The sequence below is a fragment of the Mesorhizobium sp. M5C.F.Cr.IN.023.01.1.1 genome, from assembly GCF_003997585.1.
Classification (GTDB): Bacteria; Pseudomonadota; Alphaproteobacteria; order Rhizobiales; family Rhizobiaceae; genus Mesorhizobium; species Mesorhizobium wenxiniae.
In genome coordinates this window covers 14892-36972 of record NZ_RZSU01000051.1, presented here as the reverse complement: position 1 = coordinate 36972, position 22081 = coordinate 14892, and the positions used below count along the sequence as shown (strand labels likewise).

The following is a 22081-nucleotide window of genomic DNA, read 5'->3' as shown; positions in this document are numbered from 1 at the left end:
TAATGTGCTCGACGACGCCTATCGTGCAACTCGTCACGCAGCCTGCCTATACGTCCGCTCATGGCGCTTCCTGCGCGTTTAGATTAAGGGCAGCAACGGGAACTTTCCACCCGGCTCGGCGCTTGCCTGAAGGCTACTGAAGGGCGGCAATTGCACCAGCGGCCCTCTTTTATTCAAGCTCAGCCATCAGGCCAATGTCGATCGGATCGGGGACCGTTGCCGAAAAGATATCGAGATAGTTTCGGCGCTTCGCCGGAGATTTGTCGCCAATCTTTTCGACCTTCCGCGCCACTGATTCCTTCAGTCTCTCCGCGCTAGGCTTCAGCGCCTCCTCGACTGATTTGATCTTGTTCTCGATCGCCGCGACGTCCTGTTTCGAGCCTTCAATGCCCGCGCGGGAAGCTTTCGTTACGGACTTTGGTTTTGAGCGCAGCGCCATCGGGTTAACGGTGCGGCTACTTGCGGACGGCGACGATGCTTTCGCTTCCGGTTCTTTCTCGTGCACGATCGCGGCCGATGCGACAGATGCGGGCGCCGCTGCTGGTTTCACGTCCGTCGCCGCTATAGCTGGAATGTTCGCCTCTTCATGGGCATGGCCGGCGCGGGCATATTCCGGTGTCGTCGCCGGCACTGGCTTGACTGGCAAATATTCGATCTGCGGGACTTCCGGCGTGTGGGCCTGCGAAAATGCTTCAGCCGATTTGAACGGCTGCGTTTCAAAAAAGCGTAGCTTGTCGCCGAAAATGGGCCGTTGGCCTTCGACGAGCAGGATCATCTTTCTTTCCGGCATTTGCCGGATTTCCTGCGGCATCATTAGATCCCGTTCGCGAATCTGCTCGACTTTCGTGCGGCGGGGCAGGCCGACTAGCTCGATAGTGCGCGATTCCGATTGATAGCGGATGGTGCGCTTACCAAGGGCACGCGACGCATATTCCGCCGTCGCCTGATCATTCGCACCAAGGACGAGCTGATAGCCGCAATTTCCAAGGAGCGAATGACGCGACGTTTCGCCATAGATTTCATCGAGATTTTTGAGGTCCTGGATGATGAAGGCGAGCTTGATTTTGTAGCCGGCCACGTAGGGCAGCTTCGTCATGATTTCGTCCATCCTCTTGAGCTGGCGAAACTCGTCGAGAAGGAAATAGACCGGCAGGGAATTGGGATCGTGCTCAAGCGTCAGTATGTCCATCGTCTGTTGCACGAACAGCGTCAGGAGAGGGCGCAACAGCGTAATGTCGGTGATATTCGGTGCGAGATAGATCGAGATCGGCCGGCGCTTCATCGCACGCAAATCCATGTCAGTGACATTGGTTGCCGCTACGATGCGTTCATTCTTGAATGGCCGCATAGCCTTTTGGATGTCGAGCAATGCCGAAGCGGCGGCCCGTTCGGAAAGCGAGAGGTAGGCGTTAAAGCTCTCCATAGTGAACTTTGACAGGTAGGGCTCTTTCTCCTTGATGAACTTCATGAGCGCCTGCAGATCGACGCCGCTGTTGAAGAACGAATTCACCTCCCCGAGGTTACGACGGGCTTTATAGAACGGGCTTTCCAGCACATAGCTGATGACGCCGGCCATCACCTGTTGAGCCGTTGCTTGCCACACCGAGTTTTCAGATTCGGTGTTTTCAGGGACGAGGATGCTCGCCACATTCTGGATATCGGTCGTCCTGTTGCCGCGTTCCTGGCGAATGAAGTCCAGAGGATTGTAGTGGTTTGTCGTTTTCGAACCTGGGGCGAAGAGGAAAACCTGGCTGCCGTTTCGACGGCGATATCCAGCCGTCGCCTTAAATACTTCGCCCTTCAGGTCAGTTACGACCATCGATCCGTGATGCATAAGCGCGTTTGGAATGACGTAGCCAGCGCCTTTGCCGGACCGAGTAGGGCCGATGATCAGATGATGACGATCATCTTTCGTGCGGAGTACATTGCGGCCGATGCGCCCGAAAATGTGCCCCTGCTTGCGGAACCACTTGCCGCGGCGCAGCGAAGCCATGTCCTGAAACGCGGCGTCGCCCAGCGGGCTGCTTTGCTGCTTGAGGCCGATATAGGCGGCCAAGCCGCCGGCGAGCAAGGCGGGAACCAGAGAGCCGATCGCGACCCGCTGCAGTGTTGGGCTGGTCTTGTAGAGCCAGAATTGCTGAATAGGCGCAAATGGATTGGTCGTGATCGTCGTTTCGAGGATCCTACCGTCCTTATAGCAGAGCTGCAGCCCGAGGCCGTAAGCAAGCATCCAGAAGGCGAAAGCGATACTGACGCAGAACAGCAGGTAGATGGCCTGGTAGCCCTTACTCATGACTCGTCCCGGGCAAAGAAGATCTCTGAAACGCCGCGCTTGCCACCATCCCGGCGCAGCTGGATGACGATCGGGATCACCATTTGGATATACGACATGAGATCCTGCTTCGAGAATCCGGCAGACATGCCGGCTTGCTGCATCATCATGGCGAGCTGTTCGTAAGCTCCCATCGGCGTATCGGCATGCACCGTCGACATGCTGCCGGGGTGGCCTGTGTTGATAGCTCGCAGGAAGGAGAAGGCCTCAGCGCCGCGAATTTCACCGACGAACAGTCTGTCCGGACGCATGCGCAAAGACGCTTCGAGCAAATTCTGGATAGTCACATCCGCTGTGCCTTGATCGCCTTTCGATGCGATCAGGTGAACCTTATTAGACTGTGGCGGAAATAGTTCGCGCGTGTCCTCGAGCGTCAGTATCCGCTCATGGGGATCGACGCTCTTCAGGCAGGCGTTGAGGAACGTCGTCTTACCAGATGATGTGCCGCCACTGATCAGAATCGAGACGCGCTTGGTTATGGCTGTGTGAATGAAGTCATAGATCCTGTTCGCGCGAAGGAGGGCTATGAGCTCCCGATCGATGTCGCTCAGGCCACCAACCGCGACAGAGACCTTATCCAGCGAGCCGTTGTCCCGATATTCTTCCAGCGTGAAATTGTTCACGACCTGCTTTCGGATCGAGATCGCGCCGCCCTCCGGCGCGGCCGGCGGCAAGACGATCTGGATGCGCTCGCCGGTCGGCAAGGCGGCACTCAGGATCGGTTTGCTACGGCTGATAAACTGGCTGGTGACGCCGGCGACGCGCTCGCCGACATTCTGGATTTCCTCAGCCGACAGCGCCGGAATCTGGTGAAATTCCATGTGATCGGCGCCAAGCCGCTCAACGTAGACATGCCCCGGCCTGTTGACGGAAATTTCGACCACCAGCGGATCATCCAGAAAATCGCGAATCGGCTCGAGGGCACGATCGAGGAAATAATATGGATTGCTGGCCGATCGGCCTTTGTTACCTGCCACGACGTTCACGCTGGATTTCGTTCATCGCTTCCGTGACCGGATCGTCGTACATGGCGCTGAAATCGAGATCCTGGCGCACATAAACAAAAATTCGCTCGCCCTGGCTGACGCTGATGGTTGGCGGAATGCGAAGGTTCTCGCTCAAGGCCTGGTTCGCCATATCCGAGAAGGTCTCAGCGATCGTTTCGCGCGCCAGCTCATCGCCTCGCTTTGCCTCGCTGTTGTCGTCGCCGAATGCTTCGTCGCTTCCGTAACCGGTCAGGAAGCTCGCGCCGGCGCCGACGACCGAAAGCATGATTGCGGAACCGAATCTTTCCCGCCATTTGTTGTCGACAATGCCGGTAAGACCAGATCGACCTAGGCTATCTGTGCCGGTCGAGTTCAGTCGCACAGACATACCGTCGTCGCGGATGAGCCGCGTCCAAATGACGAAAATCCGTTTTTGCCCTCGCGTTACTTCGGACTGATATTCGCCGATCAGTCGTGTCCCGGTCGGAATGAGAACGCGGCGGCCGTCGAATGAATAAACGTCCTGGGAGGTGATCGCCCGAATTTGGCCCGGGAGGTCGCTATTGATCGCCGTTTCCAAAATACCCGGGATCAAGGTGCCTTCAGGAATCATTGCATCGATGCGCTTAATCTGCGTCGCTTTTGCCCTTCTATCGGCAATGCTGGAGGCGGCCGCCAAATATTTGCTATTCCGATCCTCGCCAGCCACGGTCAGCCCTTGGCCGTCCTCTCCGCCGAGACCACCATTGCCCGCTTCAGCGCCGTTCGCCTGGTCGAGCTGAATCAGCTTTGACTTGAAACGCTCTGGAAATTCTTCTGCGGGAGGTTCGGCCGCCGGCATCGTCTCTATGACTTCCGGAGGCGGCGGAACCTTGAATTCCGTGGTGTCCACCTCCTCTTCGACAGGCTCAGGAGGGGGCGGCAAATTGATGACGGCGTTGTCCGGTTCGGGAGCGGGCTTTTCCTCTTCGCGAACGAATGACGGCGGCCGGAATGTCGTGGTCCTGAACTCTTCGTCGCCGTCCGTGACGTCGCGCGGCGTCTCCTGCGGAGAGGCCAGCACGAAATAGGCCGCCACAACTCCACCGAGAAGCAGAGCAGCGCCGCCCAGGAGCTGGTTACGCTTTACATTCTTGTTGCTGACTGCCGCTTCGTCGGCCGACAGCATGGCCTCTAATTCGGGTGTCCGGTTCATTTGTTGCCGCTCCTCCAACGCTTGGACGCTTTCTGATCCAGTGCCGGGCCGAGAATATCAGGGTCCGGGGCACCAAAATCAGGCTTCCGAAGGTTGAAAATGCACGTCCATTGGTTGCCGTCGCGCAGGGTGTATTGCGTCGCCACTCCATCGACGACGAGATATTCTCCCTCTTTCCGGAAGTTGCGCAGCGTTTCGGAAAAGTCAGACTGGACCGCGAATATCGCGGGGACGCGGCCATTGAACTTGAAGAACGTCTTTTTTCCATCATCAAAAATCACCGACGGCTTTAACGCCGGATCGCCAGAAAACGAGTAGTCGATGTTGACGTTGGCCTTATCGATACTCGAAACGTTTGGATTGGCCGCGCGGTACTCCGCCTCCTTGCGGAGAGCCGCATTCAGATCCTTTTCCGGATAAACAAACCTGACGCCGAAAACCTTTTTGCCGGCGTCGGGGGCGTAGTCGTTCAATTCGAGGAAATAGATCCTCTTTGTGGTCACGATGTTCATGTTCGTCGTGACGTTCTTCGCAACGGGCTTCACGAACAGGATGTTGCCCTTCTCGGAAGGGGCCACCTGCCAACTGTCCGTATCGCCGAGGGAAATCGTCTCGAATGTCTCATCTTCATCAAAGATGATCATGGTCGAGATTCCGTAGGTCGCGGCCACGTTCACCACATTATTGGGCTGGTAGACGACGCTCGTCACTCTGGCGTCGAGACTACCTGGCCGGGGCGTTTGAGCCGCATGGGCGTGAGTCAAGGTGGCGGCGGAGACCGCCGCCAGCAACAGGAGGCATTTCATCATCCCTGACCTCCTGGCGTCACCGTCTCTTGGTCGCGACGGTAGTTATAGACCTGGAAGCCAAGCGGATTTTCAAAGCGCCATTCATTGGTGGCCGGCGTGTCCGTGTAGCGGTAACGGACCACGGAAATGAAATGCCGGACGATGGAATCGGTATCGGACCTCTCCGTGGTCGAGAAGCGGACTAGGGCCGTGCTGGCGTTCGAGAAGGTCACGGATTTGATCTCGACCAGAACCCGCTTATTCTTGCCGAGAACCTTCGCCGGATTGTTCGGGTTCGCGGCGCTATATTGCTCCTGCAGCTCGCGGGCCGCATCGCCCGTCGACAGCAGCGCCGCGATGCCGAAATTCTCTTCGATCGCGAACGGGTCGTATCCCTCTCGTGCACGGATATATCGGACAACGTTCGCCTGAGTGACGGCCTGTTGCTCGGTGAGGTTCGCCGGCCTGGTCAGGCCCGTCTTCACCTCCATATAGCCGGTGTTCCTATCGACCTCGACGATATAAGGCTCGAAGCTCTTTAGCGGCACCAGCATCACCAAAGCCGCCAGGGCGAGTAGAGTGATCGTTCCGAAAATCGTCGTGACGAACCAAGCAAGCATACGCGAACGCTTGGCCTTCTTGACGATTTCGTTTTCCCAGCGATCGCCGTCCTGAAAATAGCTCCTGAGAGCAACGTCTTTCGTTTCTGCCATTTCGATCTAGCCCTTACGTGAACAACGCACCTCAGCGAGGCATGCTGTTGCTGCTAATCCGGTTCTGCATCGCTTCCGCGCTGGCATTGCGGATGTTGTCCCTCATGCCGCTGTGCAGACGCTCCCGCATCCGCATGCCGGCGTTCCCAACGCTCCCTGCAGCACCTCTACCGGCTTGCATCACTTGCAAGGGCGCGGTGAGACCCGTGTACCGGCCAACCGCTCTTGCGACGTTGCCGATCCCGGCTGCGACTCCCCCAACAATGCCCTGTGCGAGGACCTGAATATTGATCAGGACGAATGCGCCCGCGCAGCAAAGCAGCAGGAAAGCCGAAATGTCGCTGAGCTGGAGCCGCCGTTGACTGGCGGCGTTGGATACCTTGGTTAACTCGGGATCCATGGCAGCAATCAGGAAGGCGGCGACGACGTAGACGAATAGGGGAATCAGCGCATAAAGAAGCACCTGTTGGAACCATGCGACGCCCAGGTTCCGCGTTTGGTCGAACAACATGCAGGCGATGAAGATTGGCGCGGTTCCGATCAACACCCACATCATCACCTTGGCGAGCAACAGAATCGCCAGCGCCACGGCGATGAAGACGGCGACACACAGCATGATCAGGAATCCGACCATCGACGGAAGCACGGAGAAATAGCCCGATTGTTCGGCAAATGCGGAGGCCGCCTCGTTGGCCGTCCTCCAGATCATGGAAAGGCCATTCGTCGGTTCAGTAATTCCGGTCCCGGTGGCCGTCAGGATCGCCCGGCCTACGTCTTCAGGCGTGTTGTTGAGCCAGGAATAGAAGAATGTGTTGAAGTAGCTCCACTGGCTCACCAGTGTCAGGATAAACAGCATGCGAACGACGCGACCAATGACATCGCTGACGCTGACGCGCGCAGTTCCCATGAAGAGTTGAAGGCCGTAGTAGCCGACGTACGCAAGGAACATCACGTTGAGCAGCGGCACGATTTCGCCGCCGACTATTCCATAGGCCCTTTCGGAAAAGTTCGCCCCCGACTGCTCAATCCTGTCCAGCAGATCGCCCAAGAAATCCTGCATCGTCGCCCACCGTCCCTATTCCGCAACCATTGAGTCGATCGCCGCGAATGCCGCTGAAGCGTCGTCATTGACGTGCATCATCGGGCCGCATTCCTGGCGAGAATCCGGTGCGTAGGACGTCAGGTTCGCAGGTCTTTTGCAGGGTGCCGTCTTTTCCTTGACCGTGCCGCAACCGGCAACACCGGCTGTGATCACGACAAGCGACAGCACTTTCGCAGTTCTGGTTAATTTAGTTGCCACTGTAGCTGAGTGCCTTCTTCGAGTTGGAGATGTCGGTCAGGCGACGTTGATTGTCAGCCTGGAGCGACGACACAGCGCCGTTCATGACGCCGATCAACTCGTTGATCGTCAGGCCCGCTTGCACCTGAAGCTGTGTGTTCTGATCGATCGATCCCTTGATGTCCTGGGCTTGGCCGATGCTCTGTCCAGCCTGCTCGAAGGCGCTCTTTCGTGTCTGGACCGCCTGTTGCGAGCCATTTACCAACGCCGCGACACCTAGAACCGTATTCACCAGTTCCTCGTAAGACTTATCGCCAGAAAAGCCGCTGTTCGCTTGGCCGGAAAGACTTTTGACGAGCTGCAGACCATTGATGAACGCCGTCGCCACTTTGCCGACGTCACCGCCCATCCCCCCAAAATTCGGGACGCCGCCAGACATGAGGCTGTCGAAGGACGGCATAGACGAAACGCTGAAACCATTGCCGACGGCGAGGTTCTGCATCTGGTTTGCGTCGCCACCCCGATCGCCGGTCACGGCCTTCAACGTTTCTTCGACGGTGGTCAGAATTTCCTTGTTGGTGCCAAGGATCTTATCGGTGGTGACGGATGTCTGTTTCGCCACTTTATAGTTTGCCGCGTCGATGACCGGAACGCCGCCCGCCAGTGCGGCGGGGATCGTTAAAGCCGACGACAGAACTATGGCTGACGCAGTAGGAACAAAGCGTTTCATGCTGACTCTCCTCATTGTGGCTGCAACATCAGGTTTACGGTTGCCTCGCGCTCTCGCTTCTGCAGGCAGGCCTTTTCAGTCGGACTCCATTCAAGCCCCTCGCGATCGTCGCAAAGCCCTGTCGTCTCGCGCGGTTTTTCTTCCCGATCCTTGAAATCGGAAGACTGAGAGGCGCCGGAAAGGCTGCCCGAAGATTCCGCGTTGCGAGAATTGAGAAGGTCGGCCATCGACGTACCGAGGCGTATGACCTGGTTCATCATTTCAAGATTGGCGTTGCGCGCACCTGAATTATGGTCCCAGCTATCGTGGATTGTCCCAGTCTGAAGTCCGCCCAGTTGTTGCAGCCATGAAGCCACATTTGCTGAGCTTTCCTGCGTGGCCTGGGTGGTGGCCATGGCATTTATCGTCGAGTCTCGCATACCCGTGTAGGCCGTATCGCCGCCGCCATAGTTCAGAGGGATATTGGCACTGTCCGAGCCGCCAAAGGCCGGAAGCCATTTTTGTGTGATGCTCCGGACATACCCCTGTGTTTCTTTGAAAGGAGGGATACCGCCGTACTTCTGCACATTCCCAGGGCCGGCGTTGTAGGCGGCCAAGGCCAGGTTCGTGTTGCCATTGAACCGCTTTAGCTGCTGCTTTAGATAGCGGGCACCACCACGCAAGTTCGATTCAATGTTGTGGGGATTGACTCCGAGATCCGCGGCCGTGCCGGGCATGAGCTGTGAAAGGCCGATAGCGCCGACGCCTGACTTTGCGCAGGGATTGAAACGGCTCTCCTGATAGACGAGAGCCATGAAGAGATTTTCGTCCACGCCTTCTTCGCGAGCAACCCGCTTCACCATCCCGGCAATCTCTGGGTTGGCAGTCGCGGCCGAAGCGGGATCGTTGCTCCGGCCCGGCCGGTACATCGAGCAAGTGACGCTCTTGTTGACCGAGAACCGATTCTTGTCGACCTTCTCGATTTCGGTCGTTGTTTCCTTCCGCACCGTTTTCTCGGTGAGATTGGAACCGTCGATGACAGGGACGCCCGACGCCAATGCAGGTGCAGGAGCGGCAAGCGCTCCCATCACCAGCCACAGAGCAGGACTTTTCCTCATTGACCCTTCTCCCATCCGCAAAATTCAGCCAGCCAATTCTCGGGCTCATCGCCATACTTTTCCCGCAGCGCCGCGCATTCCTCGACCGTCTCCTTGCGCCCCGAAAGCACCTTCACGAGATCAGGCATGGTGGAGAGGTCCAGCCGCGCGATGACCGAGTCATTGCCGTGCTTGACGAGGAACGTCCGCCTTTCCGGCGGGGTATTCTTGATGAAATTGAACTCTTTGACCGTCAGGCCAAACCGTTTGATGTAGCTCTCTTCGTCGGCGCGAGGGTTCGGAAAATGAATGTTCGTCGCCGACTGCTCGATCAACGTGTGCGAGGCTTTGGCCTTGGCGATGTCGGCTGCTGACTGCGTGCCGAAACCGACGATGCCGTTGAGCTTGCGGATCGTTTTCATCTTGTCGACGATGAAGGCCGAGAACGTTTCGTCCATGAGGAGCTGCCAGCCCTCATCCATGAAGAACATGACCGGATCGCCATTCAGCAGCTCGTCAAGGCGATGATAGAGGTACATCAGCGCCGGCGTGCGAAGATCCTCGTTGCCGAGGATATTGGTCATGTCAAAGCCGAATACGCTTCGGCCGGAGAACGACAGCACGTCATGCTGTGCGTTGAACAGCCACGCTTTTTCACCGTCGATCCAAGGCCGGAGGCGAGCATGCAAGTCGTTCGCGTCGGCTCGGGAGCGGCCGACGAGCAGGCCCGACAGATTCGGTAGGTTCCGCTCGGCCGCGGGCTCCTGCATCAGGCGCGTAATCGCCTTCTCAAGCGTGTCCTCGTCCTCCTGGGTGAAGTCACGGCGATCGCCGGTGCGCAACATCGCCTTCAGGAGCCGCAGCAAAAATTCGCGGTTAGGCCCGTTGTTCTCAAGCTGAAGCGGATTGAAGCCCGTCGGTGTGCCAGGGGTCAGCACCTCATAGGAACCACCGATCGCCCTCACGAAAATCTCTGCGCCCCTATCCTTGTCGAAGAAAACGGCCTTTGGAGTGGGGGCGACGCGCATTGCCTGGGCGAGCAGAAACGTCAAAGCGACCGTCTTGCCCGAGCCTGTCGGGCCGGTGACAAGAAAGTGGCCAATGTCGCGGCGATGGAAATTGAACCAGTAGGGCGTCTGTGAGGTCGTTTCGAGGATGGTGATCGGCAAGCCCCAGTGCGTGCGGTCCGACTGCCCCGTCGCGAAATTATGCATCGACGACAGGCCCGAGAAATTCGCGCTCGACAGCATCGCCTTACGGGCGACGTAGCTGTGGTTGCCGGGAAGTTGCGCCCAAAAGGCCGCTTCGAGGTTCACATCCTCGCGCAGCCAGTTGATGTTCATATCGGTGAGGCAGGCCCCGAGTTCCGATACCGAACGGCTCATGCCATCGAGATCGCGGGACAGGCAAAGCAATGACAGGTGATGGAAACCGAAAACGGCTTCCTGGTTCATCAAACCGTTGAGCGCGAAGTCGATATCATGCTCGACGGCGCTGCCGGCTTCGTCCGACGCCTGTATTTGCCGTTGGAGGCGGCTAATCCGCTCCTGTGCGATCGGCTTGTCAGCGATCGTAAAGGATTGCGTCAGGATGAATTCGTGATTCACCTGCAAAAGGCCGTCGAGCATGCCGGGACCGGTGAAGGGGGGATATTCCTTCACCGACAGAAGCGCCCCAAAACGGCTGTCTTCGTCAACCGCCGCCTGCGCTTGCATCGTTCGCTTGCTGAAATGCAGACGCGATGAGCCGACGTAGTTGCGGATCCCCATGCGCGGCAAGCGCATCTTCCGCGGAACACCGCAGGTCAGGATGGTGTTGAAAAACTCGCAAGGCTCCGAGTACGGCTCGCCATCTCGATAGGTGATACCGAGCGCGCGGGCACCATACTTTTGTAATTCGCGGGTGATGTTGCCGATCAGTTCCTCGAGCTCGGTAACATCCTCGCGGGTTTGTTGGCCCCGCGCGTCACGGTTGGCGCTATCGAGGAGCCGCTTAAAGGTATCTCCGACGCCGAGGGCGCCGCGCATGCCTGACCGGACGATGGTCAGGTAAATTTCGTTTGTGAACATGCGCTTGCGGCGCAACTGCTCCATGTAGCGCTTGTTCAGAAAGTCACAGAACGGCGCGTCGAAAGCGCCGCCGATTTCGGTCTCCACCTCCCTTCGGATCACCGTAGACCACAGCGAGAACCGGCTAGACCCGAGTGCTCGTATCATCGTGTTCTGCACGACCGAGCGCATATTTAGTTCGGCTTGATCTTCAGTCTGGAAAAACAGGCCATCCAACTTGATGACGCTCAACAGCGAGCCGTTTTCCAGCCCTATGACCGTATCCGAAACATGCCGTAGAAAAGGGATATGAGTTGACATAGGCCGCTCATTGTTGGCGACCTTCCCAAATCCAAGCTCTTCCCTGACGACTTTCAACATAGGTTATGGCCCGTACGAGTTGGTTCCCCAAAAGCGCTTGTTCGGCGTGCGGGGCGTTTTCCGAGACGCCACCTGCAGCACGTCGAGGATCTTGTTGTCCCAGGTGCAGAGCGAGAACAGGACAAGGTACGAGACGGGAGCGACAAACAGTGCCCACAGGGAGTTCGTAGCCAGCCAGCCGATAATCGTTATGCCGACGATGATCACGACCGCCATGTACGGCACGCCCCAAAGGGTTGGTGATCGGGTTAACCCGATCACCAACGGCGTCAGCGCCGGCTTCTCGTCCTGAAACTCACTCATCGGTCATTGACCGACTGCCGAGATCATCTGGTCGACGATCGACGGAGCGCCAAAAACCAGACCGATTCCGACAACGACGGCGCCAGCCGTGAACCACGACAAACGTCCCGCGAAGGCAAGGAAGCCGAGGCCGATAACGGCAATGATCGCGAGGAGTCGACCAAACGGGCCGGTGATGAAATCCACGATCATCTGGACAGCCGTCTGGAGTGGTGCGAACGCCCCGCTACCGCCGCCGGTGCCCTGAGCAAAGGCCAGATCAGCACCCGTTACCTGAATAGCCGCTGCCAGCCCGAGTAGAGCCCCCAGCTTGAGGACGCTCGTCCCGCTTCCCCTTACCGCATCACACTTCATGCTTCTCTCCTTCAAAAATGCATCACACCGCCGACAAACTTGCCGGTTTTCTTGACGGCGATCACACCGACGTCGCCGGTATCACCCGCATCGGCGACCGGCTCGGCAGCGGCCGCCCTCGTCTTGCCTTTGGCCGCCGGCATCGGCAGGCCAAGCTGGTAATTCACGACCTTGGCGACGTATCCGACCGTTTCCTTGAACGGTGGAATTCCGCCGTGCTCGTAAATCCGCTGCTCTCCGCTGTTGTAGGCAGCAGCAACCAGCAATGGATTTTGAAATTCATTGAGAAGCACCCGCAGGTATTTCATGCCGCCCTCGATGTTCTGCGCCGGGTCGCAAACATCCCTGACGCCGAATCTCTCGGCAGCGGCCGGCATAAGCTGCATTGGGCCACGCGCGCCCTTGTTCGAGTTGCGGAATCGGTCAAAGCCGCTCTCAGCCCAAGCAATGGCCGTCGCAAAAACTTCATCTACCTTGTGACGACGCGCAGTCTCGACCACTAAGCTCTTGATTTCCGTAGCACTTAGAGGAGGCGGACCGCACTCCTGCACGTCAACCGTGTAGTCGTCAACCGGACGCATCACGCCAATATGGGTAATTGCTCCGGTTGCTAGCTTATCCATATTGGTACCGTTTCGCATATGCTCTTCGAATGCAAAACTATGTGCCACTGCACCAATAAGGCTATCTTGTCTTGGTTTAGATTGGGACGCTGTCCCCGACGTGACAACCCCGTCAGCACCAAGGACGAAGTCGCCCTTGGAATTCGGCCAACGGTTCTCGAAAATAGCTGTGAGTGCAGTTTCTCTAAGGGGCGCAGAAGTGCCTTGAGTGCCTACGAAATTGGTATTATTCCGCCCTTCTTGGGCATGAGAAGTACCGCCGGCAACAACAGTCAGCGCAGCCGCGCCGATCAGCGCGGCCTTTCGTGGAATGCCTGCTATTCTAGCCCTTTTTACCATCGTCCCCGCCTAACTTGCGGTGTTGAGATTACGACGAAAACCGATTAAGTTCTTTAATGCATGATACCGATTTGGGGTAGTGATACAAGTTTTTGCACCATACTTAAACCCCCTCTTTGTAGGGAATCTAACGTGACCAGGATGGTTAGGGCTAGAAAATGAAACGTACCATCATCGCCGCACTCGTAAGTTGCATAATGGCAACACCCGCTTTGTCCGTGGAGGACATCAACAAGGACTACATCAAGTCGCTGGCAGCACCCGGCAAGACGGTGCTGGTCGTCGAGTATTATGATGGCGCCGGCAAAGTCGTGGACCGAAAGGGATATGCGTCGGGCTCCGGATATAAGGCAGTATCGCCCACTGATTTTCGCGTTGATGAGAAGACGACGCTGCACCTTTTCGGGCTAGAGCCGTGCCAAGGCGAAATGGTCAATCGCAAAGATGACTTCGCCGGGACCTGCACGGACTACGCGCAGCAGCAACTACAGATAATGTTGCAGAGTCCAAAAGTCGTGTTCTGCCGCGCCTTCATCAGCGAGCAGAATTCCCCGACCCAAAATGCGACCTGCTACGGCTACTACAACTACCCCGGTAGGCTCGACACCGTTGATATGTTCGAGGAACAGCTTTTGTCGCTTGGAGCCCTGCGGCTGGCAAAGAAGCCCGACGGCTCCTTCGTCCGTCCCGATCTCGCTAAGGCAGAGGATATCGGCAAGCAGGGATCCTACGGCATGTGGGCGGACCCGAGGGTAAAAGGCCAATGAGGAGGTTTCTAGTCCTCCTAACGGCTGCCTTGCCGGTTGCGGCACATGCCGCGCCGGCCGGCTACTTCGACCTTCAGCCGGGCGTCACCCTAGAGACTGGCGATACGTGGGTTACTGACCGGCAGCGTTTCCGCCTCTACGGCGTCCAGTCCTGCCTGCGTGGGACGTCCTACACCGACAACAAAGGCCAGAAACGAGACTGCGGCGATGCATCACTGGCCATCTTCGCCGCCTACATCAAGGACACGAAGCCCGTTTGCGCGCCCGTCGCCAGGGCAGCCGGCATATCCTATGTCGTTTGCTACGCCACGGTTGGCAAGGATCGGCTCGACCTAGCCACTATGATGATTACGAGCGGATACGCCTTCGCAGCGCTTAACGCTGAAGGTTTGCCGTTTCACCCCGCTTACGCCGTTGCCGAACAGGACGCCCGCGAAAAGCGGGCAGGCCTGTGGCAGTTCGAGGATGTCCAGCACCCGGCCATCCTATTGAGCAGAGAGGCCAACGACCGCGCCAAGAAAGCGAAGCAATGAACAGACATGTAGTCGCTGCAGCCGCAGTCACCGCGATCATTCAACCCGCGATCGCGGCCGACTTTATCAAGAATCCGGCTCCTCAACGCCGGGAACAGCAGGCCGTGGCGCCGGCGCCGATCTACCCGATGTTCAAGGGCCGGGTCGCCGTCACGGACGGCCGGACCCTTTGGTATCCGCAATACACCCAACGAGTTCGCCTCGCTGACATCGACGCGTGCGAGCTTCCACAATGGGCGCTTAATCCCAAATGGGAAAACCGCGAGCAGATAAAGGCCCCTGCTCCGGTTCCTTGCGGACCGCTCGCCAAAGCATGGCTGAAACGCACTGTCGGCAATAAATCGATAGAGTGCACTGTAGTCGCGTTTAGCCCTGACGGCACTCCGCTAGCCCGATGCATCGCCGGTGGTCGTGATCTCGCCTTGGAAATGCTGCGTGTCGGCTGGGCGCGCGTCGCGACGCTCTATCCCTACAACGGCCAGTATCTCGCCTACCAAAACCACGCCATGGCAGCCCGCTACGGCATGTGGGCGACCTACGTCCTCGACATGAATGAGTGGCGTCGGAAGGCCGTCGACAAAACGCTCGATCGTCGTCCAATCGCAGATTTCAACCTTCTTGCCGAACGTGAAAGCGAAATCTCACCGCCCTTTGTCGACGCCCGGAACAAGCCGAAGAGGACAGACCGATAGTTGCCGGACTTCGCCCATATTGTGACCTCCTTCGTAAACGATCCCCTGGCGAGCCTCTTGCTCGCTATTCCCTTGTCGTTTGCTCTGATCGCCTTTTCGGCAAAAATCTGGTGGATTCATGGGCCGTTGGCCGTGCTGCTCCAAACCGTTTCGATCTTCTTCCACGATCAACGTCACCTCGCGCTAGACAGCTTTGGTCGGTCTTTTCGCTTTCCCGCCGCTTTGCCGGGACGTCCCCAATCTGCCCCTGCTGTTCCGCATCGGGATCTTCTGGTTCTCTGCTTTCGCGCTGATAGCCGCCGTCATCTACGCCGCTGGCGATCGAGCACAGCACGTCATTCCGATCGACAAGCTGTTTGTCGATCGGGCGCCTTCAGCAGCAATCATCAAGAGGACCACCTGACATGAAACATCTGCTTTATGCCGCTGCCGGCCTCGTCGCCGTCACTCTCCTTCCAGCCACTGCTAAGGCGCAAGATGCATCCTGGGGCTGCCAAGTTCTCCTGTGCGCGGCATCGCAAAACCCCTCCTGGCATGGCGTGCCCTACTGCGTTCCACCTATGAAAAAGCTGATCGCGGCGATGTCGAAACCTGGCTTCTCGTGGCCGATATGCCATGAGGCCAAGGCAGGTACGCCCGGCCGAGACATGTACGAAGATTGCCCTGCAGGAACTAAGGTCAGCCACAGCACGCGCGGCCGCGAAGGCATCCGCGGCGAACCGGATCAATGCGTCAAGACCGTCAATGTTTGCAAGGAGCGGCTGAGCCGCAAGACCGGCAGCGATGACAACGGCATTATTAGCTACCGCCGATATAGCGGCCGCGACGGTGAAGGCTGCATCCAGACAGTCTCAACTCCCCGTCCGCGACGCGTAAATCCATGGTTTTTCGACATCCCAAACGACAAGGGTGTCAAGGAACGCTTCTGGTTTAACCTCAATACCTAGGGTGCGAGGAATACCGCATGAACCAAAGTGCTCTTCTCGCCATTGCAGTTAGCGTCGGCCTGGTCGCCGGCGCGGGCGGAACATGGCTTGCCGTTCCAAAATCGTCTGTCGAAACCCGGGCGATTACAAAAGCCGAACTCACGGCGGCGATCTCAGCCGACCCGTCTCTTTGCCCTGTTCCGCAAGCCCCGATCGTCGAAGCGCCGACGGAGGAGGAAGCGCTTGCTGCCTTCCGCAAAGCACAGGCCGCTTCGCCTCTAGTATGGGATCGCAATAACATGCCCGAGATCTCGCTATCTCTCGGGCAATGCGACAAGAACAGCACCGGCGCCGGAGTGTCCTGCATGGCAACGATCAAACTCTCGCCCCAGGCTCAGCCTCTTGATCGTGTCGTCGGATTCGCCAAATCAGCCTCCGGCGAATGGGTTGCCCATGGCCGTACCATCATTCCCCCTCCGCCACGTTAACTTGGAACGCAACGATACATTCAGCGGCTTTGGGATAGGAGGCGCACATGGACGACAGAATCGAACGCATTCGGCAGCGCGCTCACGAGATCTGGGAGCGAGAGGGCCGACCCGACGGTCGCGAGCAGGAACATTGGGAAAGAGCAACTAAGGAAATAGACGTTGAAGACGGTCAGTCTTCCGAAAATGCGCAAAACCCCGATGCTGCTTCTACAGCCACTGGGAGTCCATCCGCTGAACAGGTCACGGGCGCGGGACCCCAGATCGCAGAACGCTCGAAAGATTCGACACCGAAGCGGAGGCCGGCGAAGCCGCAATCATAGATCGACGAGCGGAGGTCAGCCGTGTCGCCATCGTTCGCCACACGAGAGGCGAAACACAAGGGCGAAACCTGCGAGCTTCAACTGGGCTCCCGGCGCGTTTGCGATGAAACACCGGAGTCGCGTCTTTGTCTCCGGCGTTCGATGGAACGGGCGTTTCGACGAGCAATTCTAATTTCGGCGAGCGTCGGCTGCCACCAGCCCCGAGCATGCTCCATCGGCAGCGGTTCACGACGGGCGGGCCATGTCGTAATGAGCTCCGACAGCGTCGCCGGGCGCCAGGTTCCCCACACATAGTCGACGTCGGCCCGGGCCGCGTGCGGGTAGAAGGCGGCCGGTACAGACCGCTCGATGAACTCACCCGATGCATCGGTAAAGACAACAATGCCGTACCGCTCTGTTGCCACCGGCCGGTCCATTGGCGGCAACGCTTCGGAGGGCAAGGGATAGCGACGGCGACGGCGTTCCGCGGACCGTAATCGTGCCGCCCTTCGAGCTTCCGAGTCCTTGTTCGCCTCGCGACGTCGTTTTCTTTCCTCCGGTTCATTCCGTCGCGCCGCCTCTTCGATTTTGCACCAGCGGCGCCGAAGCTCCTCATAAGATCGGAACGGCACACGCCAAACCCTAAGGTCGTCGTCCCAGCGTGACCATGGAATTGCTCGCATTTCATCGAGAACAGTTTTCGAATAGGGCGTTCGAACGCGCAGGTCGTCGCCGACCTCGAGATATGGACTCGTAATCGGGTCGAAGGCGTAGGCATCGCGGCCCTTGAGGTCACCATGCACGTCCAGAAACTCGGCGTCCCGCGCCAGCCACCGGTCCACTCGGCGGGCCGCCGTCTTGCCCGGAACGAACCAGCTTCTGCGCTCGTCATTCCACCTGGCCCGCGGGAAGGCTTGCCGGAAACGCTCGACGGTCTTTCGGTCAAAGGGAAACACCGCCAAAACACCCGGCGTTTCTTGCTTTTCGCGCGCGGGCCGCTGCTTGAAATTGTTCACGATGCGAGCCGTCAAGGATATCAGCCTTCGGCATGCAACGTTCTGCTGAGCTTGTTGGTTCATCCATCTGCCCCACTGGCCCTCCTGGCCTCCATTTTGAGGGCGGCATCTGTGCAAGCTCGACTCGAAAGCGTAGTATCGTGAGCGCTTGAGGGGCAGCCGATTGTATTCAATCGGCTCCGTGGTCCGAAGATCGGAAACCACAATGGAGGCGGTCCGTATCGAAAATGCACTCGCGCAGCGGGCGCATGAGCAGAGCGCGTTGTATCACTTCACCGATCGCCTATACCGGGCGCGTTCGCTGACCGATATCTATGATGCGGCTCTCGACGCTATTAGAGACGCATTGGGCTGTCCGCGCGCTTCAATTCTGCGCTTCGATGCTGACGGTGTCATGCGGTTCGTGGCCTGGCGTGGATTGTCCGAGACCTATCGAGCGGCTGTTGATGGGCATTCACCTTGGCGGCCGGGCGATCTAAACGCACAACCCATCTGCGTAGACGATGTTGCAGGGGAGGACGTACCAGAGCCTCTCAAAGCAATCATCCTGAAGGAAGGCATTCGAGCGCTTGCCTTCATCCCGCTGACGATCGATGACAAGGTCATCGGCAAGTTCATGACCTACTTCGAAACGCCTCGCGAGTTCACGGAACATGAGCTGCAGCTTTCGGTAACAATCGCGCGCCAGTTGGGCTTCAGCATCGGCCGGCGCTTGGCAGATGAAGCCGCCTGGCGGCTGATCGCCATCGTTGAATCCTCCGACGACGCGATTTTCGCCAAGGATTTGGATGGCACCATCACCAACTGGAATGCTGGCGCCGAACGGTTGTTTGGTTACTCGGAGAACGAAGTCGTCGGAAAATCAGGGACAATGCTGATCCCGTCCGACCGGGTCGACGAGGAGCTAACCATCCTTGCGCGGTTACGCCACGGCGAACGGATTGACCACTATGAGACCGTTCGCTTGCGGAAGGATGGGAGCCTGGTCGATATCTCGCTGACCGTTTCACCCATCAAGGACGCCGATGGATCGATCATCGGCGTCTCGAAAATTGCCCGCGACATCACCGATCGGCGTCGAGCGCAGGAAAAGCAGCAGCTCCTGCTGAGCGAAATGGGGCACCGCATCAAGAACCTGTTCGCCGTGGCGAGCAGCATCGTAAACGTGAGCGCTCGATCTGCAGCTTCACCCGCCGCTCTAGCCTCCGCGGTCAGTGACCGCCTGAACGCGCTCGCGCGAGCCCACTCGCTCACACTGTTTCGAGCAGCGGCCGACGGCGCCGTTAACCAACCTGCCACGACGATGCACGCGCTTGTCCGGACAATCCTTTCGCCGTATGACAACAGCAATGACAACAATCCGAAGTCCCGCCTGACAATCGACGGACCCGACGTGCCGGTGAGCGGAAACGCAATCACGCCGATTGCGCTGTTGCTGTATGAGTTCGCAACCAACGCAGCCAAGTACGGCAGCTTGTCCACGCCAGACGGAAGCATTGACATCAAATGCGCCGAAGAAGGCGGCCGCTTCGTCCTTACATGGCACGAATGCGGCGGCCCACGTGCTCAGATGCAAAACAGCGACGGCTTCGGAAGCAAGCTTGCGAACGCGAGCGCTGCTCAGTTGGATGCGAATCTCTCCTATCATTGGAGTTCAGCCGGGCTGATCATCCGGCTGTCGGTACTCCCGGATCGCCTTACGTGTTGAAAGAACGCGGTGCCGCCTTGAGTCATTGGCCAGGACCACGCCTGGCTTCATGGTCCAACAGGTCGAAGGGGCTCAGCGCGAGGAGTGGTGAAGAGCCGACGGAAAATTGCTCCCCCGCCGGCACAGTGCTTCAGCAGGCTGGGCGGGGGCTTGGGGTGGCCTGCCAACGCACTGTGGCACGGACCATAGTGCTGTTTGTGTCCGGCTTGTGTCCGCCCTCGGACTGTCCTGACTCAAACGCGACTGCGTCGCGCTATAGCGACGCTTGGGTCGTCCCTCTCGAGTGTGCAGCCTCGTGAGCGTCTTTCGGAATCACTTTGCGAGGTCGAATACTTCTCACCGCGAGGACCTGTGGAGCGACTGGAGAAGGCCCAGCCCTAAGCTTAAGCTAGTCCGAGTAGCGTCGCGTGGCGCAGCGTTTCCTCGCCACGTAGATGCCGGACGCGGACGTTCACACCAGGCGCGAACCATTCCACCTCTTTGCCGTGGTGAAGCTCCGGGAGCGCTGGCCTGTCGCTTCGGTGCTCCTCCAACTGCGCCCAGATTGCCTCCCGCTTGCGGCCGCGCAACGTGACCATGACCCTGCCGGCATAACTCAGCTGCCCCGCTCGCTCTCTCGCGACCAGCAGACTGCGGACGCCTCGAGGCGTGGTGTCGTATCCCAAAACGACGAACTCGCTCTCGGTGAAGGTCTTCACCTTCAGCCAAGCCTTCGTGTAGCCGCTCCGGTATGGGCTGTTTCGTTTTTTGGAGACTATTCCCTCGAGGTCGATCTTCTCGACCGCTGCGAAAAACTCTGAGCCTGGTCCGTCATGGGCTTCGCTGAAATGGATCGGGAAGGACGTGGCCGGTGACCCGAGCAGATCGGAAAGCAGGGCTCTGCGTTCTTCACAGTGCCTCGGGCGGAGATCCTGGCCGTCGAGGCTCAACAGATCGAAAGCATAAAGGATCAGCCGCCTGCCGGCTCCGCCCTCGATGTCTGATCGGAGGGCATTGAAATCCGGACGACCGTTTTCATTCTGAACGATCATCTCGCCCTCGAGATGGCAGTCGCGGCCGAGATCGCGCGCGGCATCAACGATGCGGCTGTACTTCTTGGTCCAGTCCAATCCTCTGCGGGTGTAGGCGCGGGCTTTCTTGCCCGAAATGACGATCTGAGTCCGGTAGCCATCGTACTTGATCTCATGGATCCAATCGCTGCCCTCCGGCGGCTTGTCCACCAGCGTCGGCATCATCGGCTCGACGAACCCTTGTCCAGCAACTGCGGAACCTGCCCTGCGAGCCAACGTTGATCCTCCGGCACGGAGTTGAAATATGTCACGCACATCGACACTCAACCGAATTACCCGACGCATGGCGCTGGCAATGGCCGGAGCAGGTCTTGTCTCTTCCATTCCGGGCGGCGCGATCGCCGCACTTCCGGCCGATCAGAGCCGTAGCGCTCTCAAGGATCTCTACGACAGCGAAATCAACTTCTCGATCGTGACCTTCTGGCACGGGATGGAAGTGAAGCTCGGTGACGAGATGAACGGATTTCTTGGCAAAACCCGTGTCCTCGAATTGGCCGAAGCCGAGGAATGGTTGATGCGGGAGGCAATCAAGCACTTTCCGGAAAGCGTGTTCGCGCTCATGTATCGGGACGGTCTCTCCAAGGGCGAGGCGGAGGCGAGACAGCGAGAGCTTTCCGACGACGCCTTGCTGCAAGCCTAAAGCAAACCATCGATCGTGAAAGCGTCGGGTTTGACGCCGGCCTCAACATCAGCCCAGGTTACGGGCATGGAACCGGGAAACCCGGCCGTGCCCGTGGCGAATAGGCTCCGACGGCTGTCGTGCCGCGCCCGTTCCGCAAATAGTCGATGAAAATATGATCTTTCCGTCTCGCGGGTGCGGAACTGACAATGTAGCGCTCGTCTGTGGCTGCAAAGGCATCCGCTATCAGCCTGGAAGCTTTTCGAGCGTCATCGTGCGAGGTGGGCTGCTGGAGAGGAACCATAAGATGCAGGCCCTTGCCACCTGAAGTCTTCGGCCAGCTGTCAAAACCATGACGCTGGAGGAAATCGCGCAGGGCCAAGGCCGTTTCCGTGACAAACCGCAATTCGATCCCCTCGCCCGGATCAAGGTCGAAGACGATCAGATCGGCGGTTTCAATATCCTCCACCTTGGCCTGCCACGGATGGAGTTCGACCACTCCGAGATCGACCAGGCCGAGCAGCCCGTCTAGGCTATCGACCCAAAGCCGCGTTCCTTCGCCTCCCTCCCGCTTCTCGATGCGCAGCGAATGCACCGCATCGGGCAATTCAGTAAAGCCTCCCGTGTGGAAGAACACGCGGCCCCGAGCCGCGCGCACCAGCGTTAGTGGACGGCTTCCGAGATGCACAAGGGCGCGCCGGTGCATCTTGCGCCAATACGCGTTCAATACCTCGGCGGATGGAGCAACTGCCTCGGGAAGAAGTCGCTGGACGTTTGAAGCTGGCATACGAGCTTGTTGCTTCAACCATTCAG

The 22081-nt window shown here is 58.4% G+C and carries 25 protein-coding genes; 9 read left to right on the top strand and 16 right to left on the bottom strand.

The window, feature by feature from the left end; translation table 11 throughout:
- Positions 1-169: 169 nt before the first annotated feature.
- Genes EOA78_RS20385 through EOA78_RS20325 form a run of 13 tightly spaced genes read right to left on the bottom strand, consistent with a single transcriptional unit; the run spans position 170 to position 13147 of the window.
- Positions 170-2293: a type IV secretory system conjugative DNA transfer family protein gene (locus EOA78_RS20385; RefSeq protein ID WP_127316690.1), complete on the bottom strand. Its 2124-nt coding sequence runs from the start codon at positions 2291-2293 to the stop codon at positions 170-172.
- Complete coding sequence (virB11, locus tag EOA78_RS20380; RefSeq protein WP_127316689.1) at positions 2290-3318, bottom strand: P-type DNA transfer ATPase VirB11; 1029 nt, start codon at positions 3316-3318, stop codon at positions 2290-2292. Before virB11 ends, EOA78_RS20385 begins: the two co-directional genes overlap by 4 nt.
- Positions 3299-4513: a type IV secretion system protein VirB10 gene (virB10, locus tag EOA78_RS20375; RefSeq protein WP_127316688.1), complete on the bottom strand. Its 1215-nt coding sequence runs from the start codon at positions 4511-4513 to the stop codon at positions 3299-3301. The genes virB11 and virB10 overlap by 20 nt, the downstream gene beginning before the upstream one ends.
- Positions 4510-5322, bottom strand: a complete 813-nt coding sequence (locus tag EOA78_RS20370) for a TrbG/VirB9 family P-type conjugative transfer protein (RefSeq protein ID WP_127316687.1) — start codon at positions 5320-5322, stop codon at positions 4510-4512. The genes virB10 and EOA78_RS20370 overlap by 4 nt, the downstream gene beginning before the upstream one ends.
- On the bottom strand, positions 5319-6014 hold the full coding sequence (locus EOA78_RS20365; RefSeq protein WP_127316686.1) for a type IV secretion system protein: 696 nt from the start codon (positions 6012-6014) through the stop codon (positions 5319-5321). Before EOA78_RS20365 ends, EOA78_RS20370 begins: the two co-directional genes overlap by 4 nt.
- 31 nt (positions 6015-6045) lie before the next feature.
- On the bottom strand, positions 6046-7074 hold the full coding sequence (locus EOA78_RS20360; protein ID WP_127316685.1) for a type IV secretion system protein: 1029 nt from the start codon (positions 7072-7074) through the stop codon (positions 6046-6048).
- A gap of 15 nt (positions 7075-7089) precedes the next feature.
- Positions 7090-7314, bottom strand: a complete 225-nt coding sequence (locus EOA78_RS20355; RefSeq protein ID WP_127316684.1) for a hypothetical protein — start codon at positions 7312-7314, stop codon at positions 7090-7092.
- Entirely contained in the window at positions 7304-8023 is a 720-nt protein-coding gene (locus tag EOA78_RS20350; protein WP_127316683.1) for a type IV secretion system protein, read from the bottom strand. Before EOA78_RS20350 ends, EOA78_RS20355 begins: the two co-directional genes overlap by 11 nt.
- Positions 8024-8034: 11 nt before the next feature.
- Positions 8035-9120, bottom strand: a complete 1086-nt coding sequence (locus EOA78_RS20345; RefSeq protein WP_127316682.1) for a lytic transglycosylase domain-containing protein — start codon at positions 9118-9120, stop codon at positions 8035-8037.
- Positions 9117-11528, bottom strand: a complete 2412-nt coding sequence (locus tag EOA78_RS20340; protein WP_127316681.1) for a VirB4 family type IV secretion/conjugal transfer ATPase — start codon at positions 11526-11528, stop codon at positions 9117-9119. Before EOA78_RS20340 ends, EOA78_RS20345 begins: the two co-directional genes overlap by 4 nt.
- A gap of 3 nt (positions 11529-11531) precedes the next feature.
- Positions 11532-11831 carry a VirB3 family type IV secretion system protein gene (locus EOA78_RS20335; RefSeq protein WP_127316680.1) on the bottom strand — a complete coding sequence of 100 codons (300 nt, stop codon included), beginning with the start codon at positions 11829-11831 and terminating at the stop codon, positions 11532-11534.
- Positions 11832-11834: 3 nt separating this feature from the next.
- On the bottom strand, positions 11835-12185 hold the full coding sequence (locus EOA78_RS20330) for a TrbC/VirB2 family protein (protein ID WP_127316679.1): 351 nt from the start codon (positions 12183-12185) through the stop codon (positions 11835-11837).
- Between the two features lie 11 nt (positions 12186-12196).
- Positions 12197-13147 carry a lytic transglycosylase domain-containing protein gene (locus EOA78_RS20325; RefSeq protein WP_127316678.1) on the bottom strand — a complete coding sequence of 317 codons (951 nt, stop codon included), beginning with the start codon at positions 13145-13147 and terminating at the stop codon, positions 12197-12199.
- Positions 13148-13305: 158 nt separating this feature from the next.
- Here EOA78_RS20325 and EOA78_RS20320 point away from each other — a divergent pair, with 158 nt between their 5' ends.
- Genes EOA78_RS20320 through EOA78_RS37745 form a run of 7 tightly spaced genes read left to right on the top strand, consistent with a single transcriptional unit; the run spans position 13306 to position 16876 of the window.
- Entirely contained in the window at positions 13306-13914 is a 609-nt protein-coding gene (locus EOA78_RS20320) for a hypothetical protein (RefSeq protein ID WP_127316677.1), read from the top strand.
- Complete coding sequence (locus tag EOA78_RS20315) at positions 13911-14447, top strand: thermonuclease family protein (RefSeq protein WP_127316676.1); 537 nt, start codon at positions 13911-13913, stop codon at positions 14445-14447. The genes EOA78_RS20320 and EOA78_RS20315 overlap by 4 nt, the downstream gene beginning before the upstream one ends.
- The gene (locus EOA78_RS20310) at positions 14444-15139 is read left to right on the top strand and encodes a thermonuclease family protein (RefSeq protein WP_127316675.1); all 696 of its coding nucleotides are present in this window, start codon (positions 14444-14446) and stop codon (positions 15137-15139) included. Before EOA78_RS20315 ends, EOA78_RS20310 begins: the two co-directional genes overlap by 4 nt.
- Entirely contained in the window at positions 15140-15547 is a 408-nt protein-coding gene (locus tag EOA78_RS36070) for a hypothetical protein (RefSeq protein ID WP_245477608.1), read from the top strand.
- On the top strand, positions 15544-16086 hold the full coding sequence (locus EOA78_RS36065) for a hypothetical protein (protein WP_164783842.1): 543 nt from the start codon (positions 15544-15546) through the stop codon (positions 16084-16086). Before EOA78_RS36070 ends, EOA78_RS36065 begins: the two co-directional genes overlap by 4 nt.
- Positions 16087-16103: 17 nt before the next feature.
- Positions 16104-16553 (top strand): hypothetical protein, encoded by a 450-nt coding sequence (locus tag EOA78_RS20300; RefSeq protein ID WP_127316674.1) that lies wholly within the window; start codon positions 16104-16106, stop codon positions 16551-16553.
- A gap of 47 nt (positions 16554-16600) precedes the next feature.
- On the top strand, positions 16601-16876 hold the full coding sequence (locus EOA78_RS37745) for a DUF2934 domain-containing protein (protein WP_127316673.1): 276 nt from the start codon (positions 16601-16603) through the stop codon (positions 16874-16876).
- Positions 16877-16953: 77 nt separating this feature from the next.
- Here the strand turns inward: EOA78_RS37745 and EOA78_RS20290 are convergent, their stop codons facing one another.
- Positions 16954-17817 (bottom strand): hypothetical protein, encoded by an 864-nt coding sequence (locus tag EOA78_RS20290; protein ID WP_245477613.1) that lies wholly within the window; start codon positions 17815-17817, stop codon positions 16954-16956.
- A 259-nt stretch (positions 17818-18076) separates the two neighbouring features.
- Here EOA78_RS20290 and EOA78_RS20285 point away from each other — a divergent pair, with 259 nt between their 5' ends.
- Positions 18077-19579, top strand: coding sequence for a PAS domain S-box protein (locus EOA78_RS20285; RefSeq protein WP_245477607.1), 1503 nt, complete (start codon positions 18077-18079; stop codon positions 19577-19579).
- Between the two features lie 383 nt (positions 19580-19962).
- Here the strand turns inward: EOA78_RS20285 and ligD are convergent, their stop codons facing one another.
- On the bottom strand, positions 19963-20973 hold the full coding sequence (ligD, locus tag EOA78_RS20280) for a non-homologous end-joining DNA ligase (protein ID WP_127316672.1): 1011 nt from the start codon (positions 20971-20973) through the stop codon (positions 19963-19965).
- Between ligD and EOA78_RS20275 the strand changes: the two genes are divergently transcribed.
- Complete coding sequence (locus tag EOA78_RS20275) at positions 20945-21289, top strand: hypothetical protein (protein WP_127316671.1); 345 nt, start codon at positions 20945-20947, stop codon at positions 21287-21289. The two genes, ligD and EOA78_RS20275, sit on opposite strands and share 29 nt — an antisense overlap.
- 58 nt (positions 21290-21347) lie before the next feature.
- On the opposite strand, the gene EOA78_RS20270 is transcribed toward EOA78_RS20275, so the two are convergent.
- Complete coding sequence (locus EOA78_RS20270) at positions 21348-22073, bottom strand: DNA primase small subunit domain-containing protein (protein ID WP_127316670.1); 726 nt, start codon at positions 22071-22073, stop codon at positions 21348-21350.
- Positions 22074-22081: the final 8 nt, after the last annotated feature.